Origin of the sequence: Ectopseudomonas khazarica (assembly GCF_004521985.1) — a bacterium.
Taxonomy (GTDB): Bacteria; Pseudomonadota; Gammaproteobacteria; order Pseudomonadales; family Pseudomonadaceae; genus Aquipseudomonas; species Aquipseudomonas khazarica.
On sequence record NZ_SBHZ01000028.1, the window covers coordinates 24408 to 39690 of the forward strand.

The window sequence follows — 15283 nt, forward strand, 5'->3', positions numbered from 1 at the left end:
TCCCCCCCTGTCACTTTTTCGTTCTGCTTCGGCAAGAAGGCATTGAGATACATTAACTCTTAGGAGACGTTCGCAATGTCCTTCCGCCCTGCTCCGTTCCGCCACACACTGCTGGCCCTGACCGTCGCCTGCGCCGGCCATGCCGGCCTGGCCCACGCCGAAGCCTATCAGTTGCCGGCAGGCCCACTGGCGCCGACGCTCAATCAGATCGCCAGCCAGGCCGGCGTGACCCTGAGCATCGACCCGGCCCTGACCGAGGGCAAACGTTCGGCGCCGGTCAGCGGCGACTACGAAGCCCTCGACGCACTGAACCAGGCGCTGCGCGGCACCGGCCTGCAGCTGCAGGGACGCGGCGGCGCCTACAGCCTGGCACCCGCAGCGGAAGCGGCGATGGCCCTGCCGGACGTGACCGTCACCGCCAGCGAGCAGGCGGCCGAGCACGCCCTGGGCCCGACTCGCGGCTACCTGGCCAACCGCACGGCCACCGGCACCAAGACCGATACGCCACTGCTGGAAACCCCACGCTCGATCTCCGTGGCCACCCGCGCGCAGATGCAGGATCGCAAGGTGCAGAACCTCGACGATGCCGTGCGCTACATGCCCGGCGTGATCGCCAGCAGCTACGGCAGCGACAGCCGCGCCGACTGGATGAAGATCCGCGGCTTCGAACCGATCCAGATGCTCGATGGCCTGCCGCTGCCCAAGGGCAGCTACACCATGGCCAAGCTGGAAACCTGGAACCTGGAGCGCGTCGCCGTGCTGCGCGGGCCGGCTTCATCGGTCTATGGCCAGACCCCGCCCGGTGGCCTGGTCGATGCTGTCAGCCGCCGGCCGCAGGCCGAGAGCAGCCATGAGGTGCAGGTGCAGATCGGCAACTACCAGCGCAAGCAGATCAGCTTCGACAGCACCGGCAAGATCGACGATGACGGTCGTTTCCTCTACCGCTTCAGCGGTGTCGGCCGTGACAGCGGTACGACTGTCGAGCATATCGACGATCAGCGCTTCAACCTGGCGCCGAGCCTGACCTGGAACATCGCCGACGAGACCAGGCTGACCCTGCTCGGCCAGTTCAACCGCGACGATACCGGTGGCACCAGCCAGTTCCTGCCGTTGCAGGGCACCAAGCTCGATACGCCGGCTGGCAAGGTCGACTACAACAAGAACCTCGGCGACCCCGACTGGGAGTTCTACGACAAGACCTTCTATGCCCTGGGCTATGCCTTCGAGCACCGTCTCGACGACATCTGGCAGTTCCGCCAGAACCTGCGCTACAGCAAGCTCGAACTGGACAACCAGATCATCACCGCAGGTGGCTGGTCCGGTGCGGTCAGCGACGACGGCAGCGTCAGCCGCGGGGCCAACGTGTACGACGAGAACATCAGCCATTTCGCCGTGGACAACAACTTCCAGGCCGACTTCAGCACCGGCGCGCTGGATCACACCCTGCTGCTCGGCCTGGATTACCTGCGGGTGAATACCGACTACCGCTGGCTCTACGGCAGCGCACCGAGCAGCAACATCATCACCCCGATCTACGGCCGGGACTTCAGCGGCGTCACCTACGGCGCCTTACAGGACTACAACCAGAAGCGCCGCAACACCGGCCTCTACCTGCAGGATCAGATCGCCCTGGACGCCTGGCGCCTGACCCTCGGCGGGCGCTGGGACCGACTGGAAACCGACTCGGTGTTCCACAACGCCAGCGACGCCAAAGACAGCCGCCGCGACAGCCAGTTCAGCGGCAACGCGGCGCTCAGCTACGTCTTCGACAGCGGTTTCACCCCGTACCTCTCCTATGCCGAGTCCTTCCAGGCCGAAGCAGGCGGCATGGTAAACGCCGGCGCTGGCACCGGAGAAGCCTTCCAGCCCAGCACGGGCAAGCAGTACGAACTGGGCATCAAGTACCAGCCACCTGGCAGCGACATGCTGTTCACTGCCGCAGTTTATGACCTGAAACGCCAGAACATCATCACGACTAACACGCTGGGGGCCAGCGAGCCCGTACGTGAAGTAGAGGTTCGCGGCCTGGAGCTGGAGGCCACCGGCAACGTCACGGAAAACCTCAGCCTGACCGCTTCCTACACCTATACCAACAGCAAGATGATCGATACGGCTGATCCTCGAGACGAGAACCGTGCCCTTCCTCTGGTTCCGGAGCACCAAGCTTCGATCTGGGCTGACTACGACTGGACTCAGGGCGTACTGGCCGGCTTTGGCGTCGGCTTCGGCGCTCGCTTCGTCGGCTCCACGGACAACATCTCGGTCGGCAGCATGGGTTTCGTGCGCGACGCCTCCGACGGCCACAGCAGCGCCTACACCGTCTACGACGCCGTCGTGCGCTACGACCTGGGCCAGCTCGATAGCAGCCTGCGCGGTGCCAGTGTGTCGCTCAATGCCAGCAACCTGTTCGACAAGGAGTACCTGGCCACCTGCGACGGCTTCTACTGCTATGCCGGCGACCCGCGCCGGGTCACTGCCAGCCTCGACTACAAGTGGTAGGCAGGCACGCCACCGGGGTCGCCCAGCGGGCGGCTCCGGCCCTATGCAACACCCTCAGTCAACCTGCTCCGGCAACTCGGCCGCCGCACTGAAGAACACCCACATCAGCGCCACTCCGACACCGAGCAGGGGCAGCACGGCCAGCAGCGCCAGTATCACGCTGGCCAGCATCACCCCGCCGACGATGTCGAGCCAGGCCATCACCTTCAGCGCCGGATAGGGGCATGCCACCTTCAGCAGGCGAATCCCCAACCAGGCGGTGCAGGCGCCCATCAGCGCCAGCAGCAGCATGTAGCCCAGCGTCGGCCAATCCAGGGCGGTGAACAGCTGCTCGCCGAATGCGCGGTCCGCCAGTTCCAGCGACACCGTCACCAGCAGCAGGCTCCAGATCGGAGCCCCCAGCTGCCGGGCGGCGAAGCGTGCCTCGGCGAACGCCTTGAAGCGCAGCAGCAGGTAGCAGCCAAGCAGCACCAGCATCAGGCTCAACCAGCCGATGTAGCTCTGCAGCCGCTGCGCCTCGCGCTCATCCAGCCATGCGCCGGCCAGGGTCAGGCCGACCACCAGGGCATTGGCCAGCACCGCCACCAGCGCCAGCCAGCCAAGCACGCGCAGCTGGCGGGCGCTCCAGCCCGGCAGTGGCGGCCCCCCACGACGGTCGAGCAATTCCACCTGCGGTGCGCTGTAGGGATTGTCCGGCTGCATCACCCTGCCCCTGTTCGACGATGGCTGCAGGCTAACCAGCCAGGTCCCGCTTGAACAGACTGTACGGTTCAACCCAGGCGTGGCTGTATCGCGACTTCATGCCGGCAGCGCAATAGGCTTTGCCAGTCACCGGAGAACAACAATGACGCCCGAACTCCTGCTCGCCTTCATCACCTTCGCCTTCGTCACCTCGGTGACGCCGGGGCCCAACAACATGATGCTGCTGGCCTCGGGCGTGAACTTCGGCTTGCGCCGCAGCATTCCGCACATGCTCGGTATCAGCCTGGGCTTCATGCTTCTGGTGACGGCGACAGGGCTGGGCCTTGGCCAGCTGTTCGAGCGCGTGCCCGTGCTGCACGAGGTGCTGCGCTATGTCGGCGCCGCCTACCTGCTCTATCTGGCCTGGAAGATCGCCCAGTCCGGCGCCCCGCAGAGCCGCGAGAACCCGACCGCGAAGCCCTTCACCTTCCTCCAGGCTGCCGCCTTTCAGTGGGTCAACCCCAAGGCGTGGATCATGGCCATCGGCGCGATAACCACCTATACGCCGCAGGACGGTTTCTTCAGTAACGTGCTGCTGATCGCGGCGCTGTTCGCCCTCGTCAACTGCCCCAGCGTGGGCCTGTGGACGGTGGCCGGCAGCCTGCTGCGCAACTGGCTGGACAACCCGCACCTGCTGCGCGCGTTCAACATCGGCATGGCCCTGCTGCTGGTCGCCTCGCTCTATCCCATCCTCGTCGACACTGGAATGTTCTGATGCAAGATGTCGCCCCTACCCGCCTGCGCCCGCTGGCGGACACCTCCACGTCGGCCGTGGTCGCCGGCTTCATCGCCATGCTCACCGGCTACACCAGCTCCCTGGTGCTGATGTTCCAGGCCGGCCAGGCGGCAGGCCTGAGCGCTGGCCAGATATCCTCGTGGATCTGGGCCCTGTCGATCGGCATGGCGCTGTGCTGCATCGTCCTCTCGCTGCGCTACCGCGCGCCGGTGATGATCGCCTGGTCCACCCCGGGCGCCGCGCTGCTGATCACCAGCCTGCCGCAGGTGTCCTACGGCGAAGCCATCGGCGCCTACATCCTCGCGTCGGGCCTGATCCTGCTGATCGGCCTGACCGGCACCTTCGATCGCCTGATGCGCCGCATCCCTGCCTCCATCGCCGCCGCTCTGCTGGCCGGAGTGCTGTTCAAGATCGGCCTGGAAATCTGCGTGGCAGCCGAGCAGCAGCCGACCCTGGTGGTCGCCATGCTGCTCGTCTACCTGTTCGGCAAGCGCCTGTGGCCGCGCTACGCGGTACTCGCCGCGCTGATCGTCGGCAGCCTGCTGGCCGGCCTCTTCGGCCTGCTCGATTTCAGCGGTTTCGAACTGCAGCTGGCCACGCCGCAATGGACCACGCCGAGCTTCTCCCTGGCTGCGGCGATCAGCATCGGCATCCCGCTGTTCATCGTCGCCATGGCCTCGCAGAACCTGCCGGGCATGGCCGTGCTGCGTGCCAATGGCTACGACGTACCGGCCTCGCCGCTGCTGACCAGCACCGGCCTGGTGTCGATCCTGATGGCGCCGTTCGGCAGTCACGGCATCCACATGGCCGCCATCAGTGCCGCCATCTGCGCCGGTCCGGAGGCCCACGAAGACCCGCACAAGCGCTACACGGCGGCGGTCTGGTGCGGTGTGTTCTACGCCATCGCCGGCCTCTTCGGCGCAACGCTGGCCTCGCTCTTCGCCGCCCTGCCGGCCGCGCTGATCCTGTCCATCGCCGCGCTGGCGCTGTTCGCCTCGATCATCGGCGGCCTGACCCAGGCCATGAGCGAACCGAACGAGCGTGAAGCGGCGCTGATCACCTTCCTGGTCACCGCCTCGGGCATGACCCTGGCAGGCGTCGGCTCGGCATTCTGGGGCATCGTCGCCGGCCTGCTGACCCTGGCGATCCTCAACGCCGGCAAACGCTGAGCGGGTTCAGGCGCACCCGCGAGGGGCTCCTGCGGAGCCTCTCGCTTTGCCGCGGCTACGCCCCGTCGCCCTGAGCCACCGGCTCGACCAGCTCAGCGCCGTGTACGCGGTTGACCCACAGGCCGAACAGCGCCGCCGTGACGAACATGATCAGGCTGTAGATCGCCGCCGGAATGGCCATGGTCGGGTTGTTCAGCAACGCCGGGCTCAGCGCCAGCGCGATGGCCAGGGTGCCGTTGTGGATACCGATCTCCATGGCGATAGCGATGGCCTGGCGCAGATCGAGCTTGAGCAGGCGCGGCACGCAGTAGCCCACCGCCATGCTCAGCAGGTTGAAGGCCAGCGCCGCACCACCCACCGCCGGCGCGTACTCGACGAAGGTGCGCCAGTCCTTGGCCACCGCCAGCAGGATGATCAGCAGCAGGAACAGCGCCGAAACGATCTTCACCGGCTTCTGCATGCGCTCGGCGAAGTGCGGGAAACGGCTGCGCAGCCACATGCCGATGGCAACCGGACCGAGGACGATGGCGAACACCTGCACCACTTTGGCGAACTGCAGCGGAATGGCCTGGTCGGCGGACATGAAGTGCGCCAGCGACAGGTTGACGATCAGCGGCATGGTCAGGATGGCGACCACCGAATTGACGGCGGTCAGGGTGATGTTCAACGCCACGTCGCCATGGGCCAGGTGGCTGTAGAGGTTGGCCGTGGTACCGCCCGGCGAGGCCGCCAGCAGCATCAGGCCGACGGCCAGCGCCGGCGCCAGGCCGAACAGCTTGGCCAGGAAGAAGCAGGCCAGCGGCAGCAGGAGCAACTGGCAGGCCAGGCCGATCAGCACCGGCCGGGGAAACTTGGCCACGCGGGCGAAGTCGGCCAGGCTCAACGACAGGCCCAGGCCGAGCATGATGATGCCCAGCGCGGCGGGAAGGAAAAGCGTCAGCAAGGGATCGGCGGTCATTATTGTTATCGCTCCTGTTCAACCTGGCAGGATTCTGCGCAGTCAGGACCACCGCTGACAGTGGCCCTGCGTGCCAAGATTCGCCCGTGATCGCCTCCCGCACGGGTGCGATCAGATCGCCGTGGCGCCACCGTCGACGGCCAGGGCCTGGCCGGTGGTGAAGCCGGCGTGATCGCTGCACAGGTACAGCACCGCCGCGGCGATTTCTTCCACCTTGCCGATGCGCCCGACCGGATGCATGGCGGCGGCGAACTCGGCCTTGCGCGGGTCGGCCTCGTAGGCGCGGCGGAACATGTCGGTGTCGATCACGGCGGGGCATACCGCATTGACGCGCACCTTCTTCTTCGCGTATTCCACTGCCGCCGACTTGGTCAGGCCGATCACCGCGTGCTTGGAAGCCGCATAGATGCTCATCTTCGGCGCCGCCCCCAGGCCCGCCACCGACGCCGTGTTGACGATGGCGCCGCCACCCTGGGCCAGCAGGAGCGGTATCTGGTGCTTCATGCACAGCCACACGCCCTTGACGTTGACGCCCATGATCGCGTCGAACTCGGCCTCGTTGCCGTCGGCCAGCTTGCCCTGCTCGATCTCGATACCGGCATTGTTGAAGGCATAGTCCAGGCGGCCGTACTGGCTCAGGGTCGCCTCCATCAGGGCCTTCACCTCGGCATCGCGGGTAACGTCGCAGCGCACGAAGCAGGCGTCACCACCGGCGGCACGAATCAGCTCGACGGTGCCTTCACCGCCAGCCACGTCGACATCGGAAACCACCACCTTGAGCCCTTCGGCGGCGAATGCCTGGGCGGTGGCGCGGCCTATGCCGGCCGCGGCGCCGGTGACCAGGGCGACCTGGCCGGAAAACGTCATGCTCATGTCTGCTTCCTCGCAGCGATTCTTGTTGAATTGGCGAGGAGTCTAGCCAGACGGCTGGGCGCAGAGCAGCACTATCAGGCTCTGGAGTGACAGGTCATGCAGGGCGCTGATGGCGTGGCGCCCTGGGTCGGCGCGCGGCTCAGCCCTGCAGTTCGGCGACCACGGCGGCCAGCGCCTGCGCCGGGTTGGCGGCCTGGCTGATCGGACGACCGATCACCAGGTAGTCGGAGCCGGCATCCAGCGCCTGACGCGGGGTCAGAATGCGCTTCTGGTCGTCGGCACTGCTGCCGGCCGGACGAATGCCGGGCGTCACCAGTTGCAGACCCGGCTGTTCGAGCTTGAGCGCCGGCGCCTCCTGCGCCGAGCAGACCAGGCCGTCGAGCCCCGCTTCGGCAGCCAGGCCGGCCAGACGCAGCACCTGCACCTGCGGCGCTACGTCCAGGCCGATACCGGCCAGGTCCTGCTGCTCCATGCTGGTCAGCACGGTCACGCCGATCAGCAGCGGCTTGGCGCCAGCCAGCTTGTCCAGTTCGTTGCGGCAGGCCGCCATCATGCGCAGGCCGCCGGAGCAATGCACGTTGACCATCCACACGCCCATCTCCGCCGCCGCCTTGACCGCCATCGCCGTGGTGTTCGGAATGTCGTGGAATTTCAGGTCGAGAAACAGCTCGAAGCCCTTGGCCTGCAGCGCCTCGACCACTTGCGGGCCGCTGCGGGTGAACAGCTCCTTGCCGACCTTTACCCGGCACAGCGCCGGATCGAGCTGGTCGGCCAGCGCCAGGGCGGCGTCACGGCTGGGGAAGTCGAGGGCGACGATGATGGGGGTTTGGCAGGCAGGCATGGGGCGGCTCTCGGGCTGGGTCAAAAACGCCGCGCATTGTAGCGCAAAGCGACCGGGCGCTGGAGCAGCACGCCACCCGGAGCCACCGCAGAACGCGCTCGCCTGCCGCAGGCCGCGGAGGGGGCGCGGCCGACGGCATGCAATCAGGCGATCAGCCGCTCTCGCAGGCGCCCGAGCATGCCCATCAGGCTGCCGACCTTTTCCTGCTCACGCTCGTCACGCGGCACCTCGGCCAGGCGGCTGACCACCTGCTGCGGCTGCGCGCGCCAGATCGCCGCCTGTTCGGCGGCAGCCTTGAGGCCCTTGTCGAACAGGCCACGGCGAATCGGCTTGGGCAGGTAGCGAAAGATCTGCGCCTCGTTGACCAGGCGCAGCAGGGCCTGGGTGTCCTGAAACGGCGTGACCACCAGACTGAGCAAGCGCGGGTGGGCCTGGGCCAGGGTCTTGAGCAGCGGCGCGGTGTCTTCGCCGGCAAGCTTGAGGTCGCTGACCAGGATATCCACGCGCTCGTTGTTCAGTTGCAGCATCGCCTCGGCGAGGTTGCGTGCACGCAGCAGGCGATGCCCCCCGGCCACGCAGAACTCGCCGACCACGGCGAGGGTGTCGGGCTCGTCGTCCAGCAACAGCAGCGAGAGCGGTGCGCTCAGCTGTTCGTGGGTGCTGGCAAGCAGCGGCTGGGCCTGACGCACGGCCAGCTCGGCGGCCTGGCGCAGGGTGAAGGCCATTTCCTGCTGATCCCAGGGCTTGGTCAGGTAGCGGAAGATGCCACCGTTGTTCAGTGCTTCCACCGCCGCATCCAGATCGGAGTAGCCGGTCAGCAGGATGCGCAGGGTGTCCGGTGCGATCTCGCGCGCCTCGGCGAGCAGCTGCGCCCCGCTCATCTGCGGCATGCGCTGATCGCTGACCAGCACATGGATGTGCTCGTCGCGCAGGCGCTGCAGGGCGCGCAGCGGGTCGCTCTCGGTCAGCACCTCGTAGTGACGCCGGAATTGCAGGGCGAGGCTGCGCAGAATGCGCTCTTCATCGTCGACGAACAGTATGCGAACGGGTGCGGACATCAGGCGCTCCTTTTCATGGCGACGGTGACGGGCAGTGGCAGGCTGATCAGGAAACGCGTGCCGCGTCCCGGTTCGGAGGCGACACGGATCTGGCCGCCGTGGTCCTGGATGATCTTGTAACTGATGGACAGGCCCAGGCCGGTGCCCTGCCCCACGGGCTTGGTGGTGAAGAAGGGATCGAAGATCTTCGCCAGGACCTCGGCCGGCATGCCGCTGCCGTTGTCCTGCAACGAGACGTGAACACCCTGCTCGTCCGCCCAGCTGCGGATCTGGATGCGCCCGACCCCGTCGATGGCCTGCGCCGCGTTGGTCAGCAGGTTGAGCAGGACCTGGTTGATCTGCGAGGGCGCGCAGGCAACGCGGGGCAACTCGCCGAGCTGCTGCACCACCTCGGCCTTGTCCTTGATGTGGTTGCGGGCGATCAGCAGCGCACTGCGGATGCAGTCGTTGAGGTCGACCTCTTCGCTCATGGCCCGGTCCAGGCGGGCGAAGTCCTTCAGGCCGACCACCAGTTCGGCGATCTGCTCCAGGCCATACAGGGTGTCCCCGTAGAGCTGCTGCAGGTCCTCGGCGAGCAGCTCCGGGGCCGCCTGCCGGCGCGCCTGTTCGGCAGCCTGCAAGGCCTCGCCCAGGCGCGCTTCGTCGCAGCCGGGATCGTTCAGGCACTGGCCCAGATGCGCCTGGGCCGCGGCCAGATCGAACAGCGGCGCGCTGAGCTCACGCAGCAGCTGCACGTTGTTCTTCACATAGCCCAGCGGGGTATTCAGCTCATGGGCGACACCCGCCACCATCTGCCCCAGCGAGGCCATCTTCTCCGACTGCAGCAGCTGCGCCTGGGACTCCTTGAGGTCCACCAGCGCCTGGCGCAGCACGCGATTGCGCTGCGCGACCCGCGCCTCCATGGCCTTGAGCAGGTCGAGCACGGTACCCAGGCCGCAGTAGTGGCCCTGGCCATCGATGAGGATGAAGTCCTCGGTGATCGGGTACTGCAACTGCGCCGTGACCTGCTTGGCCGCCTCTTCCAGGCCGGCCTCGAGCGAGACGATCAGCGGCGCGGGATTCATCACCTCGCCCACCGGGTGGCGCCCGCGCAGGTCGCGGCCGAAGCGCTGCATGAAGATGTCCTGCAAGGTGGCGCGGCTGACCAGCCCCAATGGCAGTCCCTGGTCATCGACCACCGGCAGGGAAAGAAAGGCGCGGTGCTCGGCCGCCAGGAACAGGTCGGCCACCTCATTGATACTCATCGACGCAGCGAGTGGTTCGACCGCTCGCATCAGCGATTGCAGCGCTCTGGCTTGGGTCACGAACAGCCTCCCCCAGCTGTCTGAAAGTCGCCATTCAAACAGCGCCAAGTTGCCATCATGTGACAGAGATCACGATCGCACCCGTGCTTCAGGCGCAGCCGAGCGCCGTCGGGGAGCCCGCCTGACAACAGACAGCCGAGCGCGTATGGTGAAGGTCCATCCCCCGAGAGGAACCCTCCATGCCCTGGTACGCCTGGCTCATCCTGGTTATCGCCCTGGGCTCCATCGTCGGCAGCCTGCTGATGCTGCGTGACACGGCGAAGAAACTGCCGTTGACCGAGGAACAGCTCAAGCGCATTCACGAGCGCAATGCCGAACAGGACGCCAAGGACAATCGCGAACGCTGAAGCGGCGACTCATCGACCTGCCGCGACAGACTCGAACAGGGTCGCCGAACGGCTCGCCCACTCCTGCTAGACTGCGCCCCTCGTTCACGAGGAGGCGCCATGCCCCTGCACCTGCGCTTGCTGATTCCAGCCTTCACCCTGGCGCTGGGTTTCGCGACGGGTTTCATCCAGCCGATCGGCCTGCTGCTCGGCGCGCTGTTCATTGCTGCCGTGCTGCTCGGTCATCGATCACTGCCGAACGGGCCGTGGGTCATCCTGGTCCTGCTCGGCGGCATTGCCCTGGCCGCGCACCTGTTGCCGGGCTTCAGACCATGGCCGCTATGGGAGCCGCGCCAGCTGAGCCCTGACGCGGCACCTTACGCGCTGCGCCTGTCCTGGGACAAACTGCTGGTGGGCATGGCGCTGCTGGCCTGGTGGTTGGGGCAACCCGGCAAGCCCGCGCTCTCCTGCACGCGCGCCGGGCTGGTCTGCATCCTCACGCTGCTCGCCGTGCCGCCGCTGGCCATTGCCCTGGGCCTGGTCGCCTGGCAGCCGAAATGGCCAGATGGGCTCTGGCTGTGGCTGGCGGTCAATCTGGGCGTTGCGGTGGTGGCCGAGGAACTGCTGTTCCGTGGTGTACTGCAGCCCGCCCTGACCCAGCGCCTGGGCACATGGCCGGGCCTGCTGCTCACCGCCGCCCTGTTCGGCGCGGCTCATCTGCCGTTCAGCGCGCTATTCGCCCTGCTGGCTGCCGTGGCCGGTCTCGGCTACGGCCTGGCGTTCCACTACAGCGGGCGCCTGAGCCTGGCGATCGCTCTGCACGCCGCGGTCAATCTTCTGCACGTGCTGCTGCTGAGCTACCCACTACGACTGGCATGACGGCGATGCGATACGGCGAGAAGATCCGCTCGAGCTCGCCCTTGGCCCGCAGTCGCTCGAGCAAGGCGGCGAACGCCTCGGGGCTGATCGGCGAGCCGGCACGGACCATGGCGTGATGGTGGTAAACCTGATCGATGCGCTCTGAAATCAGCAGCGCGCGGGCATGCTCGCGGTTGCGCTTGATGAAGTCGTAGAGGTTCGAACGGGTGACCAGCGCAATGTCCGCCCGACCGCGCAGGACCATCAGCAGGTTGCTGTCATGGGAATGGCCGAGGTTGGCGTTGTAGGTCCGGGTCAGGAATTCAGGGTCGCTGTTGAAGTCGGCGAAGCCGTAGTGGTAACCACGGTAGAGGGCCAGGCGCTTGCCCTGCAGCTGATCGAAGTAGTCCTGGCCACGCAGCTCCTCGTCCCGCGCGACGAACAGCTCGGCATCCTCCAGCCCCATGTCGACGGCCGTGGCATCGATGTCCTGCCAGCCCCAGCTGGGGTTCTCGAAGATCGCCATGTCGATGCGCCCGCGCTGCAGATCGCCGAAGCGCCGCACGATAGCCGTGGGCAGCATGGTGAAGTGATAGTCGCTCTGCTCCTGATTGAGGGCTTCGAGCAGCTGCGGCAGCAGCCCGGTCGACTCACGCGCATTGGATTTGTCGACATAGGGAGGGAAATGCGCACCGCCGACCTTGACGGTCTCGGCTGCGGAAACTGCACCGACGAGCAACAGCGAGACAGCACTCAGCCATCCGTGAATCCAGCGCCGCGAATGCCGCATGTCGACTCCCCAAAAAAATCCTTCTTCTAGTTGTGGTGCAGCCTACCCGAGTCTTTGCTGACCAACCAGATAGTTTTTCAGTCCGCTACTACTTTGCCAGCCAATGTCAGACGATAGCGTCGAAGTAGCGCAGGAAGCTCACCATTTTCTTGTAACTCACTCAGCATTCCGGCCACCTGATCGGGTGTCAGCCCCCCGCCAGGACGCAGCAACACCTGATGGTGATACTGCTGGTCGACACGCTCGGAAACCAGCAGTTCGGGCACCAGCTGCGGGTTCCGGTCGAGGAACATCTGCAGGTACGACCAGGTCACCACCGCCACATCCACCCGACGCGCCAGCAGCATCCGCAGGTTGCTGTCATGAGAATAGGTCATAAGCGCATCGAACGTATGCGCGAGGTACTCGGGATCCGCCTCGAAACCCGCGAAGCCATAGTGATAGCCACTGTACAGGGCCAGACGCTTGCCCTTCAGGTCGTCGAAATACGCCTGGCCACGCCCTGGTTCGGCCGCCGCGACGTAGACCTCGGCATCGTCGATGGAAAGGTCCAGCTCCAGGTGCGGCGTCGCGTCCCAGCCCCAGAGGCTCGACTCGAAGAAGATCAGGTCGAAGCGCCCGCCCTGCAGATCACGATAGCGGCGGGTCGCCGATGTCGGCACGAGCACGAAATGGTATTGCCGCTGCAATGCATTGAGCGCATGCAGCAGATCCGGGACCAGCCCCTGCGGATGCGGTGACTCGGGTTTGTCCAGATAGGGAGGGAAATGGTAGCCGCCGACACGCACCTCCTGCGCCGCGATGGCCGTCGGCACATTCAGCAGCGTGAGGTAGGTAAGCAGACAAGCAACTAGCGCACGCAAACTCGACCTCGCGTCACGTAATACAGGGTGCGATACGCCTCGGAACCCGCCAACGGTCGTCATCGACCCTAGCTTAGTTCAATTTGCTCAAGCTTCCTTGCAGACCAATGACAAGGCCTCTTCGGCCAGCTGATCCAGGGTCATCGGGCCCTGGGAGCGGAACCAGGTGGTTGTCCAGCTCAGCGCGCCGGTGAGGAAGCGCCGCTGGATGAACGGGTCGCCGTTGAAATAGCCCGCGTCGCGCGCCTCGCCCAGCACCTCCAGCCAGATCTGCTCGTAGGTGTCACGCAGCGCCAGCACCTGTGCCTGCCCCGCCTCGGAAAGCGAACGCCATTCGTAGACCAGCACCGCCATCGCCTCGCCGGTACCGCCCATGATCGATTGCAGCTCGCAGCGAATCAGCGCCAGCAGGCGCTCGCGAGTGCCTTGCGCCTGCGCCAGCGCCGCACGCATCAGCGCGGTGTTGTAGACGATGGTCTCCTCCATCACCGAGCGCAGGATCTCGTCCTTGCTCTTGAAGTGATGAAAGATGCTGCCCGACTGGATGCCGATGGCGGCGGCCAGGTCGCGCACCGTCGTGCGTTCGTAGCCCTTGCTGCGAAACAGATGGGCGGCCATCTGCAGCAGCTTGCCGCGTGCGCTGTCCGGGTCGGTAATCCGGCCTGTCTCGACCAGTTCCTGCATTACCGCCTGGGCCCTGTGTTCTTCCACGCTGACTGATCCCCCTCACTGCCCTGCCCGGCAATTGTTCTGATGAATTCTCGATGCTGCCGGCAAGTACTTGTCTTGCATGATGAAATGTATGCGCCGAACACCTACCAAGCAAGCGCTTGGGCGCATTTTTGGCCGTTTTGCCCTCTCCCGGCGCTTTTCAACCAAGCGCTTGCTTGGTAATGTCGACGCATCCCTTCAATGTGTCACGGGCCATCACAATGACTAAAACCGTACGCATCGGCTGCGCCTCCGCATTCTGGGGCGACACCTCCACCGCCGCCGCCCAGCTGGTTCGCGGGGCCGAGCTGGACTATCTGGTGTTCGACTACCTGGCCGAGATCACCATGTCGATCATGGCCGGCGCACGGATGAAGAAGCCCGACGAGGGCTACGCCCGCGACTTCGTCGAGGTGCTCACGCCCCTGCTGGGCGAACTGGCGCACAAGCGCATCCGCGTCATCAGCAACGCCGGCGGGGTCAACCCGATGGCTTGTGCCGCGGCCCTGAAGGCGGCCTGCGAGCAGGCCGGCGTGCAACTGAAGATCGCCGTGCTGCATGGCGACAACCTGCAGCCCAAGCTTGGCGAACTGGTCAAGGCCGGTACCCGCGAGATGTTCAGCGACGCGCCGCTGCCGCCCTTCTGTGTATCGGTCAACGCCTACCTGGGCGCACCGGGCATCGTCGCCGCGCTCGAACGCGGTGCCGATATCGTCATCACCGGCCGCGTGGTCGACAGCGCCGTGGTCAGCGCCGCCCTGGTGCACGAATTCGGCTGGGCCTGGGACGACTACGACAGGCTGGCCCAGGCCGCCCTGGCCGGGCACATCATCGAATGCGGCGCGCAGTGCACCGGCGGCAACTTCACCGACTGGCGCGACGTGCCGGACTACGAACACATCGGCTTCCCCATCGTCGAGGTCGCGGACGATGGCCATTTCGTCGTGACCAAGCCGGAAGGTTCCGGCGGCCTGGTCACGCCTTTCACCGTCGGCGAGCAGATGCTCTACGAGATTGGCGACCCGCGCGCCTATCTGCTGCCGGACGTGGTCTGCGATTTCACCCAGGTGCAGCTGAGCCAGGTCGGCCCTGACCGGGTGCAGCTGCAGGGTGCCCGCGGTCTGCCTCCCGGCGACCGCTACAAGGTCAGCGCCACCCACCCGGACGGTTTCCGCTGCACCGCCAGTTTCCTGCTCGCCGGCATCGATGCCGTGGCCAAGGCCGAACGGGTCAGCCAGGCGATCATCCGCAAGACCGAAGAGCTGTTCGCCGAGCGCGACTGGGGCCCGTACCAGGAGGTCAGCATCGAGCTGCTCGGCAGTGAAGCCACCTACGGCGCCCACGCCCATCGCCGCTACAGCCGCGAAGTGGTGGTGAAGATCGCCGCGCGTCATGCCAGGAAAGAAGCACTGCTGCTGTTCTCCCGCGAGATCGCCCAGGCCGCCACCGGCATGGCCCCCGGCCTGACCGGCATCGTCGGCGGACGACCGACCGTGTACCCGGTGATCCGCCTGTTCAGCTTCCTCGTGGACAAGAGCGCCTGCACCCTGGAGGTG

At 66.1% G+C, this 15283-nt stretch carries 15 protein-coding genes; 6 read left to right on the plus strand and 9 right to left on the minus strand.

Features of this window, described 5'->3' with window-relative positions; translation table 11 throughout:
• The first annotated feature begins 75 nt into the window (after positions 1-75).
• Positions 76-2499 carry a TonB-dependent siderophore receptor gene (locus tag EPK82_RS24015; RefSeq protein WP_134678281.1) on the plus strand — a complete coding sequence of 808 codons (2424 nt, stop codon included), beginning with the start codon at positions 76-78 and terminating at the stop codon, positions 2497-2499.
• A 54-nt stretch (positions 2500-2553) separates the two neighbouring features.
• Here EPK82_RS24015 and EPK82_RS24020 read toward each other — a convergent pair whose 3' ends face one another.
• Positions 2554-3201 carry a hypothetical protein gene (locus EPK82_RS24020; RefSeq protein WP_134678282.1) on the minus strand — a complete coding sequence of 216 codons (648 nt, stop codon included), beginning with the start codon at positions 3199-3201 and terminating at the stop codon, positions 2554-2556.
• A gap of 142 nt (positions 3202-3343) precedes the next feature.
• On the opposite strand from EPK82_RS24020, the gene EPK82_RS24025 reads away from it, so the two are divergent.
• Both EPK82_RS24025 and EPK82_RS24030 read left to right on the plus strand, forming a co-directional pair.
• A complete protein-coding gene (locus EPK82_RS24025) occupies positions 3344-3955 on the plus strand; it encodes a LysE family translocator (RefSeq protein WP_134678283.1) in 612 nt (203 codons plus the stop codon).
• On the plus strand, positions 3955-5145 hold the full coding sequence (locus EPK82_RS24030) for a benzoate/H(+) symporter BenE family transporter (protein ID WP_134678284.1): 1191 nt from the start codon (positions 3955-3957) through the stop codon (positions 5143-5145). The genes EPK82_RS24025 and EPK82_RS24030 overlap by 1 nt, the downstream gene beginning before the upstream one ends.
• 55 nt (positions 5146-5200) lie before the next feature.
• On the opposite strand, the gene EPK82_RS24035 is transcribed toward EPK82_RS24030, so the two are convergent.
• From EPK82_RS24035 to EPK82_RS24055, 5 genes are all read right to left on the minus strand, one after another.
• Positions 5201-6103: a bile acid:sodium symporter family protein gene (locus EPK82_RS24035; protein WP_037054318.1), complete on the minus strand. Its 903-nt coding sequence runs from the start codon at positions 6101-6103 to the stop codon at positions 5201-5203.
• Between the two features lie 111 nt (positions 6104-6214).
• Complete coding sequence (locus tag EPK82_RS24040; protein ID WP_037054320.1) at positions 6215-6976, minus strand: SDR family oxidoreductase; 762 nt, start codon at positions 6974-6976, stop codon at positions 6215-6217.
• Positions 6977-7115: 139 nt separating this feature from the next.
• Positions 7116-7817, minus strand: coding sequence for an orotidine-5'-phosphate decarboxylase (pyrF, locus tag EPK82_RS24045; protein ID WP_134678285.1), 702 nt, complete (start codon positions 7815-7817; stop codon positions 7116-7118).
• Positions 7818-7960: 143 nt separating this feature from the next.
• On the minus strand, positions 7961-8878 hold the full coding sequence (locus EPK82_RS24050) for a response regulator (RefSeq protein WP_134678289.1): 918 nt from the start codon (positions 8876-8878) through the stop codon (positions 7961-7963).
• The gene (locus EPK82_RS24055) at positions 8875-10149 is read right to left on the minus strand and encodes a sensor histidine kinase (protein WP_257229428.1); all 1275 of its coding nucleotides are present in this window, start codon (positions 10147-10149) and stop codon (positions 8875-8877) included. The genes EPK82_RS24050 and EPK82_RS24055 overlap by 4 nt, the downstream gene beginning before the upstream one ends.
• A gap of 209 nt (positions 10150-10358) precedes the next feature.
• Here EPK82_RS24055 and EPK82_RS24060 point away from each other — a divergent pair, with 209 nt between their 5' ends.
• Positions 10359-10526 carry a DUF2897 family protein gene (locus EPK82_RS24060; RefSeq protein ID WP_080756935.1) on the plus strand — a complete coding sequence of 56 codons (168 nt, stop codon included), beginning with the start codon at positions 10359-10361 and terminating at the stop codon, positions 10524-10526.
• Between the two features lie 99 nt (positions 10527-10625).
• Positions 10626-11384, plus strand: coding sequence for a CPBP family intramembrane glutamic endopeptidase (locus tag EPK82_RS24065; RefSeq protein ID WP_134678286.1), 759 nt, complete (start codon positions 10626-10628; stop codon positions 11382-11384).
• On the opposite strand, the gene EPK82_RS24070 is transcribed toward EPK82_RS24065, so the two are convergent.
• From EPK82_RS24070 to EPK82_RS24080, 3 genes are all read right to left on the minus strand, one after another.
• A complete protein-coding gene (locus tag EPK82_RS24070; protein WP_047584322.1) occupies positions 11335-12153 on the minus strand; it encodes a substrate-binding periplasmic protein in 819 nt (272 codons plus the stop codon). The two genes, EPK82_RS24065 and EPK82_RS24070, sit on opposite strands and share 50 nt — an antisense overlap.
• Before the next feature lie 77 nt (positions 12154-12230).
• The gene (locus EPK82_RS24075) at positions 12231-13016 is read right to left on the minus strand and encodes a substrate-binding periplasmic protein (RefSeq protein WP_134678287.1); all 786 of its coding nucleotides are present in this window, start codon (positions 13014-13016) and stop codon (positions 12231-12233) included.
• Between the two features lie 87 nt (positions 13017-13103).
• The gene (locus EPK82_RS24080) at positions 13104-13700 is read right to left on the minus strand and encodes a TetR/AcrR family transcriptional regulator (RefSeq protein WP_167494404.1); all 597 of its coding nucleotides are present in this window, start codon (positions 13698-13700) and stop codon (positions 13104-13106) included.
• 248 nt (positions 13701-13948) lie between these two features.
• On the opposite strand from EPK82_RS24080, the gene EPK82_RS24085 reads away from it, so the two are divergent.
• On the plus strand, positions 13949-15283 hold a 1335-nt coding region (locus EPK82_RS24085), incomplete at its 3' end, for an acyclic terpene utilization AtuA family protein (protein ID WP_134678288.1).

Coding starts and splice junctions, on each gene's coding strand:
- EPK82_RS24015 (WP_134678281.1), top strand. CDS start 76: ATGTCCTTCCGCCCTGCTCCGTTCCGCCACACACTGCTGGCCCTGACC.
- EPK82_RS24020 (WP_134678282.1), bottom strand. CDS start 3,201: ATGCAGCCGGACAATCCCTACAGCGCACCGCAGGTGGAATTGCTCGAC.
- EPK82_RS24025 (WP_134678283.1), top strand. CDS start 3,344: ATGACGCCCGAACTCCTGCTCGCCTTCATCACCTTCGCCTTCGTCACC.
- EPK82_RS24030 (WP_134678284.1), top strand. CDS start 3,955: ATGCAAGATGTCGCCCCTACCCGCCTGCGCCCGCTGGCGGACACCTCC.
- EPK82_RS24035 (WP_037054318.1), bottom strand. CDS start 6,103: ATGACCGCCGATCCCTTGCTGACGCTTTTCCTTCCCGCCGCGCTGGGC.
- EPK82_RS24040 (WP_037054320.1), bottom strand. CDS start 6,976: ATGAGCATGACGTTTTCCGGCCAGGTCGCCCTGGTCACCGGCGCCGCG.
- pyrF (WP_134678285.1), bottom strand. CDS start 7,817: ATGCCTGCCTGCCAAACCCCCATCATCGTCGCCCTCGACTTCCCCAGC.
- EPK82_RS24055 (WP_257229428.1), bottom strand. CDS start 10,149: ATGCGAGCGGTCGAACCACTCGCTGCGTCGATGAGTATCAATGAGGTG.
- EPK82_RS24060 (WP_080756935.1), top strand. CDS start 10,359: ATGCCCTGGTACGCCTGGCTCATCCTGGTTATCGCCCTGGGCTCCATC.
- EPK82_RS24065 (WP_134678286.1), top strand. CDS start 10,626: ATGCCCCTGCACCTGCGCTTGCTGATTCCAGCCTTCACCCTGGCGCTG.
- EPK82_RS24070 (WP_047584322.1), bottom strand. CDS start 12,153: ATGCGGCATTCGCGGCGCTGGATTCACGGATGGCTGAGTGCTGTCTCG.
- EPK82_RS24080 (WP_167494404.1), bottom strand. CDS start 13,700: ATGCAGGAACTGGTCGAGACAGGCCGGATTACCGACCCGGACAGCGCA.